General features: G+C 67.2%; 15 protein-coding genes. 5 read left to right on the top strand and 10 right to left on the bottom strand.

All coding sequences use genetic code 11. The features are described from left to right. Positions 1-31: 31 nt before the first annotated feature. On the bottom strand, positions 32-1330 hold the full coding sequence (gene aceA / locus UUA_RS12885; protein ID WP_008437556.1) for an isocitrate lyase: 1299 nt from the start codon (positions 1328-1330) through the stop codon (positions 32-34). Between the two features lie 213 nt (positions 1331-1543). Continuing rightward, positions 1544-3136 carry a malate synthase A gene (aceB, locus tag UUA_RS12880; protein WP_008437555.1) on the bottom strand — a complete coding sequence of 531 codons (1593 nt, stop codon included), beginning with the start codon at positions 3134-3136 and terminating at the stop codon, positions 1544-1546. A gap of 123 nt (positions 3137-3259) precedes the next feature. On the opposite strand from aceB, the gene UUA_RS12875 reads away from it, so the two are divergent. Further along, entirely contained in the window at positions 3260-4294 is a 1035-nt protein-coding gene (locus UUA_RS12875; protein ID WP_008437553.1) for a LysR family transcriptional regulator, read from the top strand. On the opposite strand, the gene bla is transcribed toward UUA_RS12875, so the two are convergent. The 8 genes from bla to UUA_RS12835 form a co-directional block, all read right to left on the bottom strand. Beyond that, positions 4224-5318: a class A beta-lactamase gene (bla, locus tag UUA_RS12870; RefSeq protein WP_081491566.1), complete on the bottom strand. Its 1095-nt coding sequence runs from the start codon at positions 5316-5318 to the stop codon at positions 4224-4226. The two genes, UUA_RS12875 and bla, sit on opposite strands and share 71 nt — an antisense overlap. A 57-nt stretch (positions 5319-5375) precedes the next feature. Continuing rightward, complete coding sequence (locus UUA_RS12865; protein WP_039954004.1) at positions 5376-5972, bottom strand: 1-acyl-sn-glycerol-3-phosphate acyltransferase; 597 nt, start codon at positions 5970-5972, stop codon at positions 5376-5378. Then, positions 5969-6391: an alternative ribosome rescue aminoacyl-tRNA hydrolase ArfB gene (arfB, locus tag UUA_RS12860; protein WP_008437549.1), complete on the bottom strand. Its 423-nt coding sequence runs from the start codon at positions 6389-6391 to the stop codon at positions 5969-5971. Before arfB ends, UUA_RS12865 begins: the two co-directional genes overlap by 4 nt. An 81-nt stretch (positions 6392-6472) precedes the next feature. Next, positions 6473-7192 (bottom strand): pseudouridine synthase, encoded by a 720-nt coding sequence (locus UUA_RS12855; RefSeq protein ID WP_008437548.1) that lies wholly within the window; start codon positions 7190-7192, stop codon positions 6473-6475. Positions 7193-7320: 128 nt separating this feature from the next. Continuing rightward, on the bottom strand, positions 7321-8970 hold the full coding sequence (gene ubiB, locus UUA_RS12850) for a ubiquinone biosynthesis regulatory protein kinase UbiB (protein WP_008437546.1): 1650 nt from the start codon (positions 8968-8970) through the stop codon (positions 7321-7323). Then, positions 8967-9617 (bottom strand): ubiquinone biosynthesis accessory factor UbiJ, encoded by a 651-nt coding sequence (locus tag UUA_RS12845; RefSeq protein WP_008437544.1) that lies wholly within the window; start codon positions 9615-9617, stop codon positions 8967-8969. Before UUA_RS12845 ends, ubiB begins: the two co-directional genes overlap by 4 nt. A 134-nt stretch (positions 9618-9751) precedes the next feature. Beyond that, positions 9752-10225 (bottom strand): tRNA (cytidine(34)-2'-O)-methyltransferase, encoded by a 474-nt coding sequence (locus UUA_RS12840; RefSeq protein ID WP_008437542.1) that lies wholly within the window; start codon positions 10223-10225, stop codon positions 9752-9754. 40 nt (positions 10226-10265) lie between these two features. Next, positions 10266-10469: a hypothetical protein gene (locus tag UUA_RS12835; protein ID WP_008437540.1), complete on the bottom strand. Its 204-nt coding sequence runs from the start codon at positions 10467-10469 to the stop codon at positions 10266-10268. A 262-nt stretch (positions 10470-10731) separates the two neighbouring features. Here UUA_RS12835 and UUA_RS12830 point away from each other — a divergent pair, with 262 nt between their 5' ends. The 4 genes from UUA_RS12830 (at position 10732) to UUA_RS20235 (ending at position 19990) form a co-directional block, all read left to right on the top strand. Then, a complete protein-coding gene (locus UUA_RS12830; protein ID WP_008437539.1) occupies positions 10732-13593 on the top strand; it encodes a M16 family metallopeptidase in 2862 nt (953 codons plus the stop codon). A 143-nt stretch (positions 13594-13736) separates the two neighbouring features. Beyond that, complete coding sequence (locus tag UUA_RS12825; protein WP_008437538.1) at positions 13737-14135, top strand: DUF4156 domain-containing protein; 399 nt, start codon at positions 13737-13739, stop codon at positions 14133-14135. A 550-nt stretch (positions 14136-14685) separates the two neighbouring features. Beyond that, on the top strand, positions 14686-18261 hold the full coding sequence (locus UUA_RS12820) for an IPT/TIG domain-containing protein (protein ID WP_008437537.1): 3576 nt from the start codon (positions 14686-14688) through the stop codon (positions 18259-18261). 187 nt (positions 18262-18448) lie between these two features. Then, positions 18449-19990 (top strand): hypothetical protein, encoded by a 1542-nt coding sequence (locus UUA_RS20235; RefSeq protein ID WP_155943273.1) that lies wholly within the window; start codon positions 18449-18451, stop codon positions 19988-19990. The last annotated feature ends 47 nt before the right edge of the window (positions 19991-20037 follow it).

Raw genomic sequence — 20037 nt, 5'->3', positions numbered from 1 at the left:
CGAGCGGGCTCCTACCGGGTTCCGGCTGGCGTCAGGCGGCCGAGGCCTGCTTGAATTGCGCCTCCTCGGTCGAACCCTTCAACGCGGTGGTCGAGGACTGACCCTGCTGGATCGCCTGAGTCACCTGGTCGAAGTAGCCGGTGCCCACCTCGCGCTGGTGCTTGACCGCGGTGAAGCCGCGCTCGGCGGCGGCGAACTCCTTCTCCTGCAGTTCCACGAACGCGCTCATCTGGCGCCGCGCGTAGCCGTGGGCGAGGTCGAACATGCCGTAGTTCAGGCTGTGGAAGCCGGCCAGGGTAATGAACTGGAACTTGTAGCCCATCGCACCCAGTTCCTTCTGGAAGTTCGCGATGGTGGCGTCGTCCAGGTTCTTCTTCCAGTTGAAGCTGGGCGAGCAGTTGTAGGCCAGCATCTTGCATGGGAACTTCGCGTGGATTGCCTCGGCGAAGCGGCGCGCGTCATCCAGGTTCGGCTTGCTGGTCTCGCACCAGATCAGGTCGGCGTACGGCGCGTAGGCGAGGCCGCGGCTGATCGCCTGGTCGAGGCCGGGCCTGACGCGGAAGAAACCCTCTACGGTGCGCTCGCCGGTGATGAACGGGCGGTCGTTGGCGTCGACGTCCGAGGTGAGCAGGTCGGCGGCGTCGGCATCGGTGCGCGCCACCAGCAGGGTGGGCACGCCGGCGACATCGGCGGCCAGGCGCGCGGCGTTGAGCTTGTCCACCGCCTCGCGGGTCGGCACCAGCACCTTGCCGCCCATGTGGCCGCACTTCTTCACCGAGGCCAGCTGGTCCTCGAAGTGCACGCCGGCGGCGCCGGCCTCGATCATCGCCTTCATCAGCTCGAACGCGTTCAGCACGCCGCCGAAGCCGGCCTCGGCGTCGGCCACGATCGGCACCAGCCAGTCGCAGTCATCCTTGCCCTCGGCGTGGTGCAGCTGGTCGGCGCGCAGCAGGGTGTTGTTGATGCGCTTGACCACCAGTGGCACCGAGTTGGCGGGGTACAGCGACTGGTCGGGATACATCTCGCCGGCCACGTTCGCATCGGCGGCGACCTGCCAGCCGCTGAGGTAGATCGCCTGCAGGCCGGCCTTGACCTGCTGCATCGCCTGGTTGCCGGTGAGCGCGCCCAGCGCATTGACGAAGTCCTCCTGATGCAGCGATTTCCATAGCCGCTCCGCGCCGCGACGGGCCAGCGAGTGTTCCACTGCGACGGTGCCGCGCAGGCGCACCACGTCCTCGGCGGAATAATTGCGCTGCACGCCGGTCCAGCGCGGGTTGTTGTTCCAGTCCAGGGTGATCTGTTCGGCGGTGGGCAGGGTGGTGGTCTTCATGGCGTGGCTCCGGTTGTTTTAGGCCCCTCTCCCGCTGGGAGAGGGGTTGGGGAGAGGGTTCGGGCGAAGCGTGCTGATTCGCTCCGTGCGTACCCTCATCTGCCCTTCGGGCACCTTCATTCGGCACATCCCTGTGCCTCACCCTTCGGGCGGCTTGCGCCGTGCGAATCGGCAGTCCTGCCGATTTGTCTCCCGAGGGAGAAGGGGTAATCGTCAGAGTTGTTCGTAGGCGGGCAGGGTGAGGAAGTCGCCGAGCTGGTCGGCATGGGTCATTGCGCTGAGTAGCGCGGCCGCGGCGTCGGCGCGCGCGGCGCCGGGGTGCCGGCTGTCGCGCAGGCGATGGGTGTGCGCGGCGACGGCGTGGTCGAACAGGGCGAAGTCGATCGGCGCGTGGTCGGGGAATTGGAGATCTCCGTGATGGAGCCACTGCCACAGCTGCGCGCGGGCGATTTCGGCCGTGGCAGCGTCCTCCATCAGGTGGTGGATCGGCACGCAGCCCAGGCCGTCCAGCCAGGCGGCGGTGTAGCGCAGGCAGACCTCGACGTTGTTGTCGAAGCCGGCGCGGGTGACCGTGCCGGCGGGCGCGGCGAGCAGCTGCTCGCGACTCACCCGCACGTCCTCGCGCAGCACGCCAAGTTGGTTCGGCGCGGGCATGTACTCGTCGAACACCGCTTGCGCCACCGGCACCAGCGCGGGATGCGCCACCCAGGTTCCGTCGTGGCCGGCCTTGACCTCGCGCAGCTTGTCGGCGCGCACCTTGGCCAGCGCGGCCTCGTTCGCGGCCTCGTCGCCCTTGATGGGGATCTGCGCCGCCATGCCGCCCATCGCGAACGCGCCGCGGCGGTGGCAGGTCTGGATCAACAGCTCGGAATATGCCTTCAGGAATGGCACCGTCATCTGCACCTGGCCGCGCTCCGGCAGCAGACGGTCGCGGTGGCCGCGCAAAGTCTTCAGGTAGGAAAAGATGTAATCCCAGCGGCCGCAGTTGAGCCCGACCGCGCGGCGGCGCAGCGCGTGCAGGATCTCGTGCATCTGGAACGCCGCCGGCAGGGTCTCGATCAGCGCGGTGGCCTTCATGCTGCCCAGCGGCAGTTGCAGTTCTTCCTCGGTGGCCGCCATCACCGCGTCCCACAGCGCGGCTTCCTCCATCGCTTCGAGTTTCGGCAGGTAGAAATACGGGCCGCGGTCGTGGCCGTGCAGCGCGAGGGCGTTGTGGAACACGAACAGGCCGAAGTCGACCAGTGCGCCAGCCATCGGCTCGCCGGCCACGCCGAAGAACTTGTCGTGCAGGTGCCAGCCGCGCGGGCGCACCACCAGTACGGCCGGATTGTCGCCGACGCGGTAGCTCTTGCCCTCGGGCGAGGTGAACCCGATCGTGCCGTTCACCGCGTCGCGCAGGTTGAGCTGGCCGTCCAGCTGATTGGCGAAGGTGGGCGCCGAGGAATCCTCGAAGTCGGCCATGAACACCTTCGCGCCCGAGTTGAGCGCGTTGATGATCATCTTGCGCTCGACCGGGCCGGTAATCTCGACGCGGCGATCCTGCAACGCAGCCGGGATCGGCGCCACCGTCCACTCGGATGCGCGGATCGACGCCGTGCCGGCACGAAAATCCGGCAGACCGCCGGCGTCATAACCGGCCTGGCGCTCGCGCCGGGCTTGCAGCAACTGCTGCCGGGTGGGCTCGAAGCGGCGGTGCAACCGGGCCAGGAAGTCCAGCGCCGCGGGGGTCAGGATGCCTGCGTAACCGGCCGCGTCGGCGTGGATCTCGACGGTGCCGAGTTCAAGCCGTTCCTGTGGGACTGCCATGGGTTTGCTCCGTGTCGTGGGTGACTCGAAGCTAGGCCAGCAATCATGTGTTTGACAAAGTGAATGTTTCAATCATTAATATTGATAAAATCAATCTGCAACGCAATTGACTGAAAGCATTCGATGAAAAAGCATACAGGCACGCCAAACAAGTCAAAAAAAATACACCGCAGCGCAACAAAAAAGCGTGCTGGCGACGAGCCCGCCGATGCCGGCCGCTTCTACTACAAGGGCAACCGCCACAAACAGCTGCGTGCCTTCGTCAGCGTGGTGAAGCTGGGCACGCTGACCCGCGCCGCCGAGGCGCTGTACCTGTCGCAGCCCACCATCAGCCTGCAGTTGCAGGCGCTGGAGCGCGAACTGGGGGTGAGCCTGCTGGAACGCCGTCGGCGGCGCATCAACCTCACCGATGCGGGCGAGGCGCTGTACGAGCTGGGGCGGCCGCTGGTCGAGGGCTGGGATACGCTGGACCGCGACTTCCAGGCGCGGGTCAAGGGGTTGCAGGCCGGGCGGCTGACCATCGCCGCCGGCACCTCGACCATCCAGTACCTGCTGCCCGAGCTGGTACGCCGCTACCGCGAGCAGCACCCGGCCGTGCAACTGCAGCTGGCCAACGTCACCGGCAAGGACGGCCTGGCGCTGCTGCGTGCGGACGAGGCCGACTTCGCGGTCGGCTCGATGCTGGACGTGCCCAACGACATCGCCTGGGCGCCGGTGCAGCACTACGACCCGATGCTGATCATGCCGCCGGACCATCCGCTGGCGGCGAAGGAGAAGATCGCGCTGGAGGACCTCTCGCCGTACGGCCTGATCCTGCCGCCGCAGCGGCTGTCCACCTACCGCCTGGTCGACCTGGTGTTCCAGCAGCGCCAGGTGCCGTACCACGTGGCGATCGAGGTCGGCGGCTGGGACGTGATCAAGGAGTATGTGGCGATGGGCCTGGGCATCTCGATCGTCACCGGCATCTGCATCACCGCGGCCGACCACGCGCGCCTCGCCGTGCGCAACATGCAGCAGTACTTCCCGCAGCGCAGCTACGGCGTGGTGATGCGCAAGGGCAAGTTTCTCAGCACCGAGGCGCGCGCGTTCATCGACCTGATCCGCCCCGGCCTGTTGACTCATCGCGACTACGACGAGCCGGGCCATTCGGCGCGCTAGGTCCGGCATCCGGCTGGGGATGCAGTGCAGCGGCCACCGTGCGCGCAAGGTCGGCGAACAGCGCATCGCGTTCGCCCTTCGGGTCGACCGAGGCGGTAAGGAACGCAGCCACTACGATCGCGTGGCCGTCGGGCCAGCTGAGGATGCCGATGTCGTTGTAAGCCGCCGTGGTGCCTTCCAGCGTGTAGGACGTGCCGCACTTGTCGGCCAGCCGCGCGCCCGGCGGAAGGCCGAGGCGCAGGCGGCTGGGCGTGGTCTGCGCGTACATCAGGTCGAGCAGGTGTCGGGTTGGTTCGGGCGGGAGCAGTTGCCCTTCCCACAGCTTGCGCAGGAACTGCGCGGCAGCGTCAGGCGTGCTGCGGTTGCGTGGGTCGACCAGGTAGGCGCGATAACCGCGTTGCAGCCGCGCAAGCTGCTGCGCGTCGGTCTCATCCGCGGGTGGCTTCTGACCGGGTTCGAGATTCCCGAATACGGACTGGAAGTCGCGTTCACCCAGATCCACGCGCATGCCGTCGATGCCGCGGGAACGCAAAAAGGCGGTCACCACGCGTGGGCCGCCGATGGTGTCGAGCAACGCATCGACCGCGGTGTTGTCGCTCCGGCTGACGGCGTCGGCGAGCAACTGGCGTACGGTGAAGATCATCCGCTCGCCCTCGAAATGATCGCGGATCGTCCCCGAAGACAGCTCGCGGCGCCGGATGACGACCGTCAGCTCCATCGACAGCCCGCCATGCTCGATCCGGTCCAGCACTGCGCCGGCGACGGGCGCCTTGAACACGCTCATCATCGGAAACGCCTGCCGGGCGTTCACTCGCCAGGCCTCGCCGCTGCGCAGGTCCAGCACGGCGATACCGAGCGTGCCTGGACGTGCCCGCTGCGCCAGCGCGTCGAGGCGCATTTGCAAACCGGTCGGCTGTCTGGCGGCTGGCGTCGCGCCTGCCTCGGCGGCGAACGACGGGATGGCGAACAGGCCTGCGCACAGGCCAAAGGCGATGGTCCTGGCGTAAAGACGGGGAAGGCTCATGGATGCGACCAGGCGATGGAGTCGGCCGCCGGGCGTGGGGAGCGCGCCGATACCGTGTCAGACATTGCGATGCTTGCCCTCGAACGGTGCATACCACTGACGCAAACGCGCCATGTCCGCGTCCATGTCGGCGCTGGTGGCGAACAGTGGGCCCAGCTGGATGGTCTTGTCGGGGTAGTGGAACGCGACCGGAAAGATCGGCACCCCGGCCTCGCGGGCGATGCGCCAGAAGCCGCTCTTCCAGCGTTTCACCGGCTTGCGCGTGCCTTCCGGCGCGATGCCCAGCCAGAGTTTCTCGCGCTGGCGGAACTGGTCGATCATCTGCTCGACCACGCCCCTGGCGGCACCGCGATCGATCGCCATCCCGCCGAGCCGGCGCAGCAGGCCGCCGAGCGGTCCGCGGAACAGTTCCTGCTTGGCCATGAAGTGCACGTCGACACCGATCGCCACCTTGATCAGCAGGCCCCACACGCCGTCCCACCAGGACGAATGCGGCGCGGCGATCAGCACCAGTTTCGGCACATCGGGAAAATCGCCGGCCAGGCTCCAGCCGCGCAGGCGCAGCACGGCGCGGCAGGTCTTGCGTTGCCAACCGTCGCGCAACCTGGGCATTTGCGCCGGCAACTGGTCCGGCGTGAACAGGCGACCCCTCACTCGAGGTCCGGTTTGCGCGAACGCGTCTGCTTGATCTTGCCGCGCTGCTGCTTGCCGGCCAGGCGACGCTCCTTGGAGGCGCGTGTCGGCTTGGTGGCCACGCGTTTCTTTGGCGGCAGCAGCGCGCCGCGGATCAGTTCGGCCAGCCGCTCGCGCACGTCGTCGCGGTTGCGCCCCTGATCGCGGAAGCGGCGGCCCTGGATCACCAGCACGCCGTCGGCGGTGAGCCGGCGATCGCGCCGGGCCAGTAGCCGCGCGCGCACTTCGTCCGGCAGCGAGGGCGAGCTTGCCACGTCGAAGCGCAACTCCACCGCGCTCTCGGTGCGGTTCACATGCTGCCCGCCGGGGCCGTCCGCGCGCAGGAAGCGCTCGACCAGTTCGGATTCGGGCAGGGCGAGGGTGCGGCTGATGGTCAGCATGCGGGAAGTGTAGGGGAGAAGCGGGGAGTGAGTGGAGGGGAGTGGGAAGAGAGAAAGCCGAAGCAGGCCCCGGCCTTTCTCTCACTTCTCACTTCTCTCCACTCCTGCTCCAAGCTTCCAGCAGAAGCGATCGAGCAGTCCCGCAAATGCGGCGTCCAGCGGCGCCTCGATCTCCATCGCAGCGTCGCTCAACGGGTGCGCGAAGCGGATGCGCCAAGCGTGCAGCAGCATGCGGTGGCAGCTGAAGTGCTGCTTGTACAGCCGGTTGTGGTCGCCGCGGCCGTGCTGGCAGTCGCCGATTACCGGGTGGTGGATGTGCGCCAGGTGCTTGCGGATCTGGCGGAAGCGGCCGCTTTCCGGTTCGGCCAGCAGCAGGGCGTAACGCTGTTGTGGGTAGCGGCCCAGCGCGATTGGCACCTCGACCGTGGCCAGCCGCCGGTAGTGTGTGCGTGCCTCGCGGCGCGGACCGGTTTCGCGCGAACCGGGCAGCGGGTAGTCGATCACGCCTTCGGCTGGTTCCGGCCAGCCGCGCACCACGACGAGGTACTGCTTGTGCACCAGGCGACCCATGAACTGCTCGCCCAGCGCGGCGGCGACTTCCTTGCTGCGCGCCACCAGCAGCACGCCGCTGGTGGCGCGGTCGAGCCGGTGCGCCAGGTACACGCTGTCGCCCACCTGTTCGCGCAGCAGGTCGATCAGGAACTCCTCCGCGTTGCCAACCATCTTCGAACGATGCACGGCAAGGTTCGCGGGTTTGTTCACCGCGATCAGCACATCGTCCTGGTAGAGAATGTCGAGCATGCGGACCCGTCGGGTGAGGTGTTGATGCGGTTACGGGGCGACGTAGCGAAGTAGGGCGGGCACTGCCCGCCGCCTGTCAAGAGCCGGCGGGCAGTGCCCGCCCTACGTCCCCAGGGGTTACGTGCCGGTCAGCGTGAACGTGGCCAGCCGATCGCGAACGCGAGCAGGCCCGCGATGCCCGCGCCCAGCGGGGGCCAGATGCCGTGTTGTGGCGCGAGTGTGCCCAAGAGGATCGCACCGATCAGCAAGGCGCTGCCGAGTAAGCCGCAAGCGAGCAGCTTGTGCTGGCGGTGGGCGATGTCCAGGCTCAGCTTCAGCGCCAGCGGATCGCTTACCACCTGTCGATCGCCGCGTGCGATCTGGCGCAGCGCGTCGCGCACCAGCTCGGGAAGTTGCGGCGCTTCGTGCAGCCACTCGGGCAGCCGCCTGCGCACCTCGCGCAAGGTGCGCGGCACGCTGTAGCGTTCGCGCAGGATGCGTTTCAGCACCGGATGCGCCACCGCCCAGATGTCGATCTCCGGATCGAGCATGCGGCCGACGCCCTCGATATTGAGCAGGGTTTTCTGCAACAGGATCAGCTGTGGCTGCAGGGTCAGCTGGAAGCGGCGCGCAGTCTGGAACAGCTTCACTACCAGCTCGGCCAGCGAGATCTGCGCCAGCGGGCGGGTGAAGTACGGCTCGCACACCGTGCGCACCGCCGCCTCCAGTTCGTCCAGCCGCACGTCGGCTGGCATCCAGCCGGCGTCCACGTGCAGCTTGGCGATGCGCGCGTAGTCGCGTTCGAACAGCGCGATGAAGTTCTGTGCCAGCCAGTACTGGTCAGCCTCGGGCAGCGAGCCCATGATGCCGAAGTCCAGCGCGATGAAGCGCGGCTCGCCGGTACGCGCGGGGTCGACCCAGATGTTGCCGGGGTGGGCGTCGGCGTGGAAAAAGTTGTCGCGAAACACCTGCTCGTAGAACACCCGCACGCCCTTGGCGGCGAGCGCCTTGCGGTCCAGCCCGGCGGCGTCGATCGCGGCGATGTCGTCCGAGCTGATGCCGTGCACGCGCTCCAGCGTCAACACGCGCGCGCTGGTCAGCTCCCAGTGCACCTCGGGCACGTAGAGGTCGGTGCCGCTGGCGAAATTGCGCTTTAGCAGGCTGGCGCTGGCGCCTTCGCGCTGCAGGTCCAGCTCGTTCTCCAGCATCTTCTCGACTTCGGCCACCACGTCCAGCGGGCGGATCTTGTCGGCGTTCGGGTGCCAGCGCTGCGCAAGCTCGCCGAGCGAGCGCAGCAGCTTCACGTCGCGGGCGATCTGCGCGTCGATGCCGGGGCGCAGCACCTTCACCACCACCTCGCGGCCGTCGTGAAGGGTGGCCGCGTGCACTTGGGCGATCGAGGCGGAGGCCAGAGGCGTTTCGTCGAATTGGGTGTATAGACGGCCAATCGGCGATTTCAGTTCCTGCTCGACGATGGTGCGCGCCGCGCTGCCGGGGAACGGCGCGACCTGGTCCTGCAGCAGGGCCAGTTCGTCGGCGATGTCCGCCGGCACCAGGTCGCGGCGGGTCGACAGCACCTGGCCGGCCTTGACGAAGATCGGACCCAGCTCGGTCAGCGCGTGGCGCAAACGCGCGCCGCGCGGCAGGCCGCGGATGTCGATGCGCGGATGCGCCACCAACGGGCGCAACAGCTTCAGCGGACGATACAGGTGGGTGGCGTCGACCAGTTCGTCGAGCCGGTACGCCAGCAGTACCGAAGCGACCCGCAGCAGGCGCGGCACCACCTTCAGCGGCGTCACGCGGCGTTGTCCTGCAGGCGCTGCAAGAGGCGCCGCACGCGCGATTCCAGCCGTTCGCTGCGTTCGCGTACGTCGTCCACACCGTCGAGGAACCCTTCGACTTCGCCTGGCGCCATGGCCACCCGAACCTCATCGCGCAGCCAGTCGGCGCTGTCCTCGGTGAGATGGCTGGCGGTCTCGCGGGCGTGGGTGAAGCCCTTGCGTACGGCTGCCGCCAGCGGCACGCCGAGCACGTCGCCGAACGTGCGCGCGAACGCTTCCTCGAAATCCGGGGCGAACTTGCCGGCCAGCTTTTCCAGCCGGCGCGCCAGCTCGGCGTCGCCAGCGATCTCCACCTTGCCCGGCGCGATGCTGTCGTCGTCGCGGCGGAACATCATCGCCAGCAAGCTGCCCGGCGTGGCGGTCACCTTCAGCTGGCTGCCGTCTTGCGGCGGGTCCACTCGCAGGCGTGCGTCGTCAACGGTCACCGCCAGCGCGATTTCCGGCCCGCGCAGGTGCAGTTGCACGCTGCGACCGTTCAGTGCGGCCAGCCGCTGCTGCGTGTCGGGGTCGAGCGACAAGGCATGGTTCAGCGCGGTTTCCAGCGCGCGGCCGGCGAGTCTGCGCAGCGGTTGCGGCAACCAGGAGTTGGGAGTGGCGGCGTTCATCCGGCGATTGTAGCGGGGCGGCGCGGGCGCCGCCGGGAATAGGGAATGGGAAATAGGGAATCGGAAGAGCGCTCTCCCGCGAGCTTGAAGGGGGCCGCGGGCGCCACCGCTTTTGCCCTCGCCTATTCGATTCCCTATTCCCTATTCCCGGCTCCAACGAAGCCGAGTTGGCGCCACGCTTCGTAGACGGCCACGGCGACAGTATTGGACAGGTTCAGGCTGCGGCTGTCGGGGCGCATCGGCAGGCGCAGGCGCCGTTCGGCGGGAATGGTTTCCAGCACCTCGCCTGGCAGGCCGGCGGTTTCACAGCCGAACAGCAGTGCGTCGCCGTCGGCGAAGCGGGCGTCGACGTGGTCGACGCGGCCGCGGGTGCTGAAGGCGAACACCCGCGGCGCGCCGATGGCGTCGAGGCAGCTGGCCAGGTCGTCGTACACCGCGACGCTGGCGTACTCGTGGTAGTCCAGCCCGGCGCGGCGCAGGCGGGCGTCGTCGAGCGCGAAACCGAGCGGGCGGATGAGGTGCAGCGCCGCGCCGGTATTCGCGCACAGGCGAATCACGTTGCCGGTATTCGGCGGGATCTCGGGGCGGAACAGGATGACGTGCAGCATCCGGCCATTATCGCGTGTGCGCGCACGTTTCGTCGCAGGCTCAGCCGTCGACCGGCGGGCAGACCACGCCGTCCGCCGGCAACGCGCAGCTCGCCGGCGCAGCCAGCAGGATCGCTGCGACGCTGCCGTGGGTGGTGAGCTGCGCCGCATCCGGGGTGATCGTCACCATCGCGCCGAAGATCAGGCCGCAGACCGCCAGGCAGGCGATGAACAGGCCGTGCAGCATCAAGGTCTCGAATTTCATGATTCATGTCTCCGATGAAGGGGAAGTCCTGCACCGCGGGTTCAGCAATCCCCGTGCCAGCACGCTATATAGAGACAAATTATTGATTTTCAACCACAAATAACATCGACTGCGCCGTGCGCCAGGTTGTCCGCGGACACTCGCGCCCGTGCCACCGGACAGCCGGACACCGCGGCGGCGACCTGGTGCAGCAAGTCATTTGCGATGCCGTCGGGGCGCCGCTAGCCTGCGTGAACTTGTCCGTGAAACAGGAGGTTCACCCGTGAAAAAGAAGCCCCTCGTCCTGCTCGTCGCCGGCCTGCTCACCCTCGCTGGCGGTGTACCGCTGGCCCTGGCCGCTCCCGCTCCCGACAGCGCTGTCGCGGCCGCGGCAACCCAGCAGATCCCCGAACTTGCCTGGACCCGCTTCACCCTGCCGAACGGCCTGACCGCGGTGGTGCACGAGGACCACAAGGCGCCGGTGGTGGCGGTGAGCGTGTGGTACCACGTCGGTTCGTCGTACGAGCCGATGGGCAAGACCGGCTTCGCGCACCTGTTCGAGCACCTGATGTTCCAGGGCTCGGAGAACCACAAGGACGAATTCTTCAAGCCGTTCGAGCTGGCCGGCGCCACCGACCAGAACGGCACCACCTGGCTCGACCGCACCAACTACTTCGAGACCGTGCCCACCAGCGCGCTCGACATGGCGCTGTGGATGGAATCGGACCGCATGGGCCACCTGCTCGGTGCGATCGGCCAGCCGCAGCTCGACGAGCAGCGCGGCGTGGTGCAGAACGAGAAGCGCCAGGGCGAGAACCAGCCCTACGGCCGCGCCAGCGAGCTGATCCAGGCCGAGGCATTCCCGGCCAACCATCCCTACCACCACGACACCATCGGCTCGATGGACGACTTGAACGCGGCTTCGCTGGGCGACGTCAAGCAGTGGTTCCGCGACTACTACGGCGCGGCCAACACGGTGGTGGTGCTGTCCGGCGACATCACGCCGGCGCTGGCGAAGGAAAAGATGCTGAAGTACTTCGGCGACATCGCCGCCGGTCCGCAGGTACCGCGGCCGCAGCCGTGGATCGCACCCCGCGACAAGTCCACCCGCGGCACGATGACCGACAACGTGGCGCAGGTGCGCATCTACCGCGAGTGGAACGTGCCGGGCCGCGGCAGCCGCGACGAGAACCTGCTGGAACTGGCTGCCGCCGTGCTGGGTGGCAGCAAGACTTCGCGGCTGTACCAGCGGCTGGTCTACCAGGACAAGCTGGCCGACGATGTCTCGGTCGACGTGGAACAGCACGTGCTGGCCAGCCTGTTCAATCTGCAGGTGGACGTGAAGAAGGGCGCCGACCCGGCCAAGGTCGAGGCGGCGATCGCCGACGAGTGGCGGAAATTCCTGAAGGACGGCCCGACCGCCGACGAGCTGGCGCGGGTCAAGACGGAAACCCGCGCCTCGTTCGTGCGCGGGCTGGAAAAGGTCAACACGCAGGCCTCGATCCTGGCCCAGGGCCAGCTGTACCGCAACGATCCGGGCGTCTACCTGAAGGACTTCAAGGAATACATGGCGGCCACGCCGGCGCAGGTCAGCGCGGTGGCGAACAAGTGGATCGCCAAGGGCGACTACACGTTGACCGTAGTGCCGGGCAAAGTCGAGGCTACCGACATGGCCACCGTGGCCGGCCGTGCCGCGGCCAGCGGCGCGCCGGCGCCGGTGCTGTCGGCGAAGGGCGACTACCGCACGGTGAAGAGCGACGTCGACCGCAGCAAGGGCGTGCCCGCGGTCGGCACCTTCCCCGACCTCAGCTTCCCCGCCCTGCAGCGTGGCAAGCTGGACAACGGTGTCGAAGTGATCCTGGCCGAGCGTCACACGGTGCCGGCGGTGCAGCTGCAGCTGCTGTTCGACGCCGGCTACGCCGCCGACCAGGGCCGCAAGCTCGGCACCTCCAGCTTCACCATGGCGATGCTCGACGAAGGCAGCAAGGAGCTCGACTCGGTCGAGATCGCCAAGCGCAAGCAGCGGCTGGGTGCGGTCATCGCCAGTGGCTGCGGACTGGACTACTGCAACGCCACGCTGAACGCGCTGGACGACCAGCTGAAGCCATCGCTCGACCTGTTCGCCGACATCGTGCGCAACCCGGCGTTCCGCGAGGCCGACATCAGCCGCCTGCGCGGCCAGTGGCTGGCCGGCATCGCCCAGGAGAAGAGCCAGCCGACCGGCATCGCGCTGCGCACCCTGCCGCCGCTGCTGTACGGTCAGGGCCACGCCTACGCGATCCCGTTCACCGGCACCGGCACCGAGGCCTCGATCAAGTCGCTCACCGCCGCCGACATGCGCACGTTCATGGGCGATTTCATCCGGCCGGACAACATGCAGATCCTGGTTGCCGGCGACACTACGCTGGACAAGATCATCCCGTCGTTGAACGCGGCGTTCGGCAACTGGAAGGCACCGGTCGGCAAGGTGCCGGTCAAGAACATCGGCAAGGTCGCGGCGCCGCAGCAGGTGCGCGTGTACCTGGTCGATCGCCCCGGCGCGCAGCAGAGCCTCATCCTCGCCGGCAGCCTGGCGCCGTCGACCGAAGCGCCGAACGATCTGGAAATCCAGACCATGAACGGCGCGTTCGGCGGCACCTTCACCTCGCGCCTCAACATGAACCTGCGCGAGGACAAGCACTGGGCCTACGGCGCCTTCAGCTTCCTGCGGAATGCGCAGGGCCAGCGCCCGTTCATGCTGTACGCGCCGGTGCAGACCGACAAGACCGCGCCGTCGGTGGCCGAGATGCTGAAGGAAGCGAAGGGCGTGATCGGCGACAAGCCGCTGACCGCGCAGGAGATCGACAAGATCAAGGTCGGCGACGTGCGCAGCATGCCGGGCGGCTACCAGACCACCACGGCGGTGATGGGCGCGCTGCAGGGCATCGCGCTGTACCACCGGCCGGACGACTACGTGCAGACCCTGAAGTCGCGCATCGAGGCGCAGACCGACGCCTCGGTGGAGGCGGCGGCGAAGGAGATCATCCACCCCGACCAGCTGACCTGGGTGATCGTCGGCGACCTCAAGAAGATCGAGGCGCCGATCCGTGCCCTGAAGCTCGGCGAAGTGCAGGTGCTCGACGCCGACGGCAAGCCGGTGAAATGAGCCCGTGCGCGGCGCCGGCATGCGCCGGCGCCGCGCGTTGTGGATCGGTGGGGGGGACGCGCCACCGTCCCCGCGCTAGGATGGAGGCCGGGCCAGCCATGCCCGGCCTCCTTCATGTCCAAGCCACCGTCGCGGAGCCACTCATGCGCAAGACCCTGCTGTTGCTCGTCCCCGTCCTCCTGCTCGGCGCCTGCAGCTGGGGCATCACGCTCGACGATGCCGCCAAGAACGTGCGCACGGCCTGGAGCGGCGATGTCTCCTCCTGCCGCGAGCTGGGCAAGGTCACCGTGTCGGTGATGGACCGCGTCGGCCCGGTCGACCGCAACGACATCAAGGTGCGCGACGAACTGGAAGTGCTGGCCCGCAACGAGGCCGCCAAGATGCACGCCGACACGATCAAGCCGCTGGCCGAACCGGCCGACGGCTCGCAGCCGTGGGGCGCGTACCAGTGCGGCGCCACAGCGGTACCGCCCGCTGCCGGGCGCCACCCGGTTCCGGCCTCGAAGGGCGATGCACAGACATTCCCGATCAAGAGCGGTTGACCCGGATCAACTTCGCGAGTGCCGTCGTGAAAGTATCCAAATAAATTTTTGTGACGCAGTCGACATATTTTGTGGCTGGCAATGCTCTCGGCGGCCGGCCAAGGTATTGCGTTTCTTCACCGCAGCAAATTACGATCAGCCCCGCTATGCCTCGGACGAAGGTCTTGAGGTCATACGCCAGTAAATGGATTTTAGGGGAAATCATGATTGATCATTGCAAAGCGCCTGTCGCTCAAGGCACGAGCCTGCGCGTTCGTTTTTCCCAGCCAGCGCCAGTGGCGCCTCTCCGCTGTGCGAGAGGCCAGGTCCCGGACGATCCGTTACGCCGCGTCAGGTACATGACTGACCGCTGACGCGAGACACCCAGCTCTTTTGAACCACGGATTTACGCCACGTCGTCACTGACTGGCGGCATCCCGCTGCGTGTCCGTGTCCTTCGACCACTCCGGAAAATCGTATGCTCTCTGCGCCTTACGGGCAGCGGCAGCCAGCACGGCTGATCCGATTGCTCCGCTGCCTAGTCGCTGCCGCTCTGCTGGCGCTTTGCGCCGTGGATGCTGCCGCGCAGACGGCCGTATCCGGCGCAATCAAGGTCAACATGCACTGGACGGCCGCCGGTGGCCCTTACCTGCTGTCCGGAGATGTACTTATCCAGGATGGCGCCGTGCTGGCCATCGATGCCGGCACCGAGATTTACATGGGGGCAGACGCCAGCCTGACCGTGCAGTCCGGCAGTGTGCAGGCGCGGGGTACGGCGGCATTGCCAGTGCTGGTGCGTTCGGACAAGTCGCGCAACGGGTTGGTTGCTGCCCCGGGTGACTATCGGGCATGGACGTTCAGTCCAGGTTCTGTCGACACGCAACTTGAACATGTGCGGTTTGAATACGGCAGCGGTCTTGTCGCGAGGGGCTCGGCGCCGGTCTTCAACTATCTCGACATCCGCAACAACCGCGGTGCGGCGATCAGCATTGATCTGGCCGCCTCGCCGGCAGGCGTGGGCAACCAGGCCAGCGGCAATGGACTGAACGGCATAGCCGTTCCTGCAGGCGACATTGTCGCCAGCGTCAACTGGGGCTTGCGCGGAATTCCCTACGTGGTCGAGACGGGCACGGTGTCGGTCGGCCGCTCGCCTGGCGTTACGACAATCACGCCGGCCGCCATCGAGCAAGGTCAGACGGCAACCGTTGCGGTGGAAGGCGTGCTCCTGGACGGTTTGGCCGCGGCTTCCTTCGACAGCAACGGATTGGCGGTGACGCCGTTCAGCGGCGGCTCGTCGACCCGCCAGAATTTCCAGGTCAAGGCTGCTGCGGACGCGAAGCTTGGACCGACGACGCTGCGTCTGCAGCTCGACGCTGGCGAGCTGGTGTTGCCCGGCATGTTCAGCGTCACCCAGCCGATGCCTGCGATCACCGCGATCGTCCCCAGTACAGTGCTGGCGGGTACCGGAGCAACCGGCATCGTCGTCACCGGCCGCAACTTCACCGTGCAATCCGAAGTGCTGGTGAATTCGGCGGCGATACCAGGCGAGTTCGTCAGCGACACCGAACTGCACGCGAGCCTGCCGAACCAGACTGTCGCCGCCTCGTTGCCGTTGCAGGTGCGTACGCCGGATGCCGTCAACAACGGCGGGTACGTGCTGTCGAACCCGACGACCTTGACGGTACAGATGCCGGTGCCACCGGTGGTGAGTTTCGAACCCACGCCGATCGCGATGCCACCCGATGGCAAACCGCACGACATCACCTTGCGGTTGTCCAAGGCTGACTTTCGCGATCACACGATCGAGTTCTCGGTGTCCGATGCAACCAAGGCCAGCGTGAGCCCGGCATCGTTGACGATCGTCGCGGGACAGACCAGTGCACGCGTCACCGTCACGCCGCTGGCGCAAGGTTCGGTGACGCTGCAGGCGCACTCGGCGACCTTGGGCGACAGCTCGGTGCCGATGTTCATCACCCCGGATTTCCGTGGACTCAATACCAGCTATGCATTGCCGGTTGGCGTGATGGTGGAAGGTGGGTCCCTCGGCACCGAGGCTGAGGTCGTCGTGCAGGGCGTGGTCGGCGTTGGTGTGGGCGCGGTGCTGGACGACCTGGCGCCTGCTGCATGGACGGTCGGCTCGACGCAGGCGTTCGAGATCCGTGGCGCAGGCATCCCGCAGGGATCGCAAGTGGCCATCGTTCCTGCCGACGGTGTGAGCGTCGGCGTGGTCGTGGTGTCGACCGACGGCAAGATGCTCAGCGTCCCGGTCACGGCGACCGGCGATGCCGCGCCGGGCGCGCGACGCGTGGTCGTACGTGACAACAACGGTGCGCTGCTGACCTTCGCCGATGCGGCCAAGGCAACGGTGTTGCTGGCCGCCGGTCTGCCACGGATCGATTCGATTTCGCCGCTGCAGGTCACGCGCGATTCCGCTGTCACGCTGACCGTGCGCGGTCGCAACCTGCAGCACGCGCATCTCGAACTGGCTCCGGGCGAAGGCATCGAGGTCGATGCACAGCCACGCATCACTGCTGACGGAACCGAACTGATCGCCAATCTGCGCGTGGGTGCGGCCGTACCGCTGGGTGCCAAGGTGGTCCGCGTCACTACGGCGGCAGGGAGCAGCAGTGCAATGGCTGCCGGCGAGAACACCATGACCGTGGTCGGTACCGAGCCGGTGGCATACAGCTCGACCAGCCCGGTGGTCGGCGTGGTCGTCGGCCGGGCGACTCCGGTACCGGACCCGCAAGTGATCGCACCGATACTCACCTCGCAGATCGGCGTGGTGGTGGGCGCGACGGTGACCGGTGTGGTGCCGCATGTCGGCATCATCGGCTCCACCATCAGCGTCACGGTACGTGGCCAGGGTCTGCAAGGCGTCACCTCGACGGCGATGGTGCCCGCCGAAGGTCTGGTTGTCGGCACGCCGGTAGTCAATGCCGACGGCACCGAGCTCAGCTTCAGCCTGCAGGTGGATTCCGCCGCCGCAATCGGGTTGCGCCGGCTGGTGCTGGATACGGCGAACGGACCGCTGGCATTCGCCAATGTGATGGATGGTGCATTCCTGGTCTCGGCGCCGTTGCCGGTGATCGAATCCGCCACGCCGCTGGTGCTGACCTTGGGCGGTACGGCGCAGAACCTGGTTCTGCGTGGACGCTACCTGGACAACGTGAGCGACGTGCGCTTCGTGCCCGCCGACGGCATCACGGTCAATCGCCCGTTCGTGGCTTCCGGCGACGGTCGTTCGCTGGGTGTCGCCGTGCTGGTCGACGCGGCGGCGGCTCCCGGGCCTCGCACCCTGATCGTCACCACGGCAGCGGGCGATTCCAGCAACGAGGGCGTACCAGGCAATACGGTGACGCTGGCGAGCGCCTTGGGCAACACCTATCCGGCCATCGTTTCCGGCACGGTCGGCGTGCTGGTGGGTGCCGGTCCAGGGCCGGCCAGCTACGACGGCATCCTGACGGCACCGCTCGTGGGCGTGCTGATTCCCGAGGAAGTGCCGGCACCGATCAGCGCCGATACGCAGGCCATGGCCACGCCGGTGCGTGTGCTGGTCGGCGCGCTGGCAAACGACATGACGACCGATGGCTGGCTGCAGGGGGCGACGGGCACGCTGACGGTCCACGGCATCGCCTTGGGCGACGTGACCTCGGTGACGGCGTCGCCGTCCACCGGCGTGCTGTTCGATGCACCGTCGGTCAATCTGCAGGGTACCGAGCTAAGCGTGCCGATCAGTGTGGCGCAGGACGCCGCACTCGGCGCGCGCCAGCTGCACCTGCGGAGCGCCACCGGCGAAGTAGCCTGGGCCCGCGTCGACTCCTCGGCGTTCGGCATCGGCCGCGTACCGAGCATGGATTCGGTGACGCCGATCGTGTTGACGGCGGGTGACACCACGACGCTTGCCATTCGCGGCCACGACCTGTCCAGCGTGACCGGCGCCGTGTTGCTGCCAGGGGATGGTGCGCAACTGGTCGGCAAGCCGCAGTGGTCGCAGGACTCGCTGGGCGAACTGCTGACCGTCACCGTGAAACTGGATGCTGCGGCAACGCCCGGTACGCGGGTACTGCAGTTGCTGGTGCCTGGCGGCGCCACTTCGGCCACATCCAGTGCCGTCAACACGCTGACCGTGGTGCCGCGCCAATGATCTGCATGCAGCGATCGCCGATGCCATCGAGACAGGTCAGTCGCCTGACGGCCTTCGTACCCATGCGCCCCACTGGGCCACCGCGGACCGCCGGAGTTTTTCCATGAAGCGGATTTCCGAAAGACCTCTCTCGCCCGTTGACGACCACCACACGATGCCGCCGTCCATTCGTTCAAGGAGTTTTGCCATGAAACAGCTTTCCCGCCTGCCCTCGCGCATATCGCTGGTGGCAGCTCTCGTTGCGGCACTGGCCTGCACGCCGGCCTGGGCCGTCGACAGCGGCAGTACCGGCGCCGATGGCGCATTGAATCCGACCGTCAACACCGAGATCGTATTGCCCGCCTCGGGCATCCTCAACTACACCACGGTCAACATCCCGGCCGGTGTCACCGTCAAGTTCAAGCCCAACGCCGCGAACACGCCGGTGTATCTGCTGGCCAGCGGCGACGTGACGATTGCGGGCACGATCGATGTCAATGGCCAGGATGCCGCGGCAACCGGTACCGACGGTGATGGCATGCAGGGTGACGATGGTGTGCCGGGATTGGGTGGTCCGGGTGGTTTTGCGGGTGGTCGAGGTGGTCGCGATGATGCGGCGAAGCGTCCTGCAATCATTCGCGGAGGTGCTGGGCTTGGCCCTGGTGGTGGTATCGGTGGTGTGGAAGGTGGTGACGGCTGTACTGCCACCGGTTACTACCACTATATCGGCGCCGGCGGAGCATACGGCGCAGATGCATATGCAAATTATGCAAAGGCCTATTGCAACGCTTCCGTGATTCATGCGCTTCCATATGGCTCTTCGCTCTTGCAACCACTAGTGGGGGGATCAGGCGGCGGTGGCGGGCTTGGCGGCACCAATTTCCCCGGCTCAGGTGGTGGCGGTGGTGGCGGTGCGATTCTGATTGCCTCATCGGGCACATTGAAGATCACCGGCAGCGTCACCGCCATCGGTGGTGATGGTGGTGGTCTGGCTGGTACCGGTGCTGGCGGGCGAGGCGCCGGTGGCTCGGGTGGTGCAATCCGCCTGTTGGCATCCAATGTCACCGGTAACGGTACGCTGTACGCGGTGGGTGGTTGCATCAATTCGGGTGGCAACCGTCGCCAGTATTGCGGTTCCGACGGTAGCTACAACCAGTACGGCGGCTCCATCGGCCGCATCCGCATCGAAGGCGATGCGATCAGCTACGCCGGCACCAACAGCCCCACCTACGTCCGTGGCGATGTCGGCCCGGTGTTCATTGCCGGTGCGCCGACCTTGCGCATCGCCTCGGTTGCGGGCCACGCGGTACCGGCAGTGCCGACCGGCAGCAATGACGTCACCTTGCCGGCGACGACCACCGACCCGGTTTCGATCACGTTCGAGACGACCAACGTGCCGGTCGGCAACACCGTGCAATTGCGTGTGGTGCCTGCCTATGGCACGACCAGCGAGGCGATCAGCCCGGCGATCACCGGCAGCACCGCGGCCGGCACCGCCGCGGTGTCGATCGTCCTGCCGCAGGGGCCCAGCACCTTGCAGGCAACCACCACCTACACGGTGATCGTGGCCTCGATAGAGGATCGCAAACTCATCGAGAAGCTCTCGCGCCTGGCGCAGAACGGGCGTGTCGAGAAGGTCGAAGTCACCGTGGCGCTGCAGGGTGGTGCGCGCGCAAGGCTGATCACCGATTCCGGCAAGGCGTTCGAGATGCCGTACGAAGCCTTGAGCGCGGTCGGCTTCAGGGGCTGAGCCAGCGACTCCGGGCGGTTGGGGATATCACGCAGTAGGGACGCGCG

Source organism: Rhodanobacter thiooxydans LCS2 (genome assembly GCF_000264375.1).
In the GTDB taxonomy this organism is placed as follows: Bacteria; Pseudomonadota; Gammaproteobacteria; order Xanthomonadales; family Rhodanobacteraceae; genus Rhodanobacter; species Rhodanobacter thiooxydans.
Note: the sequence above shows the minus strand (reverse complement) of the source record. Positions and strands in the feature narration are given on the sequence as shown.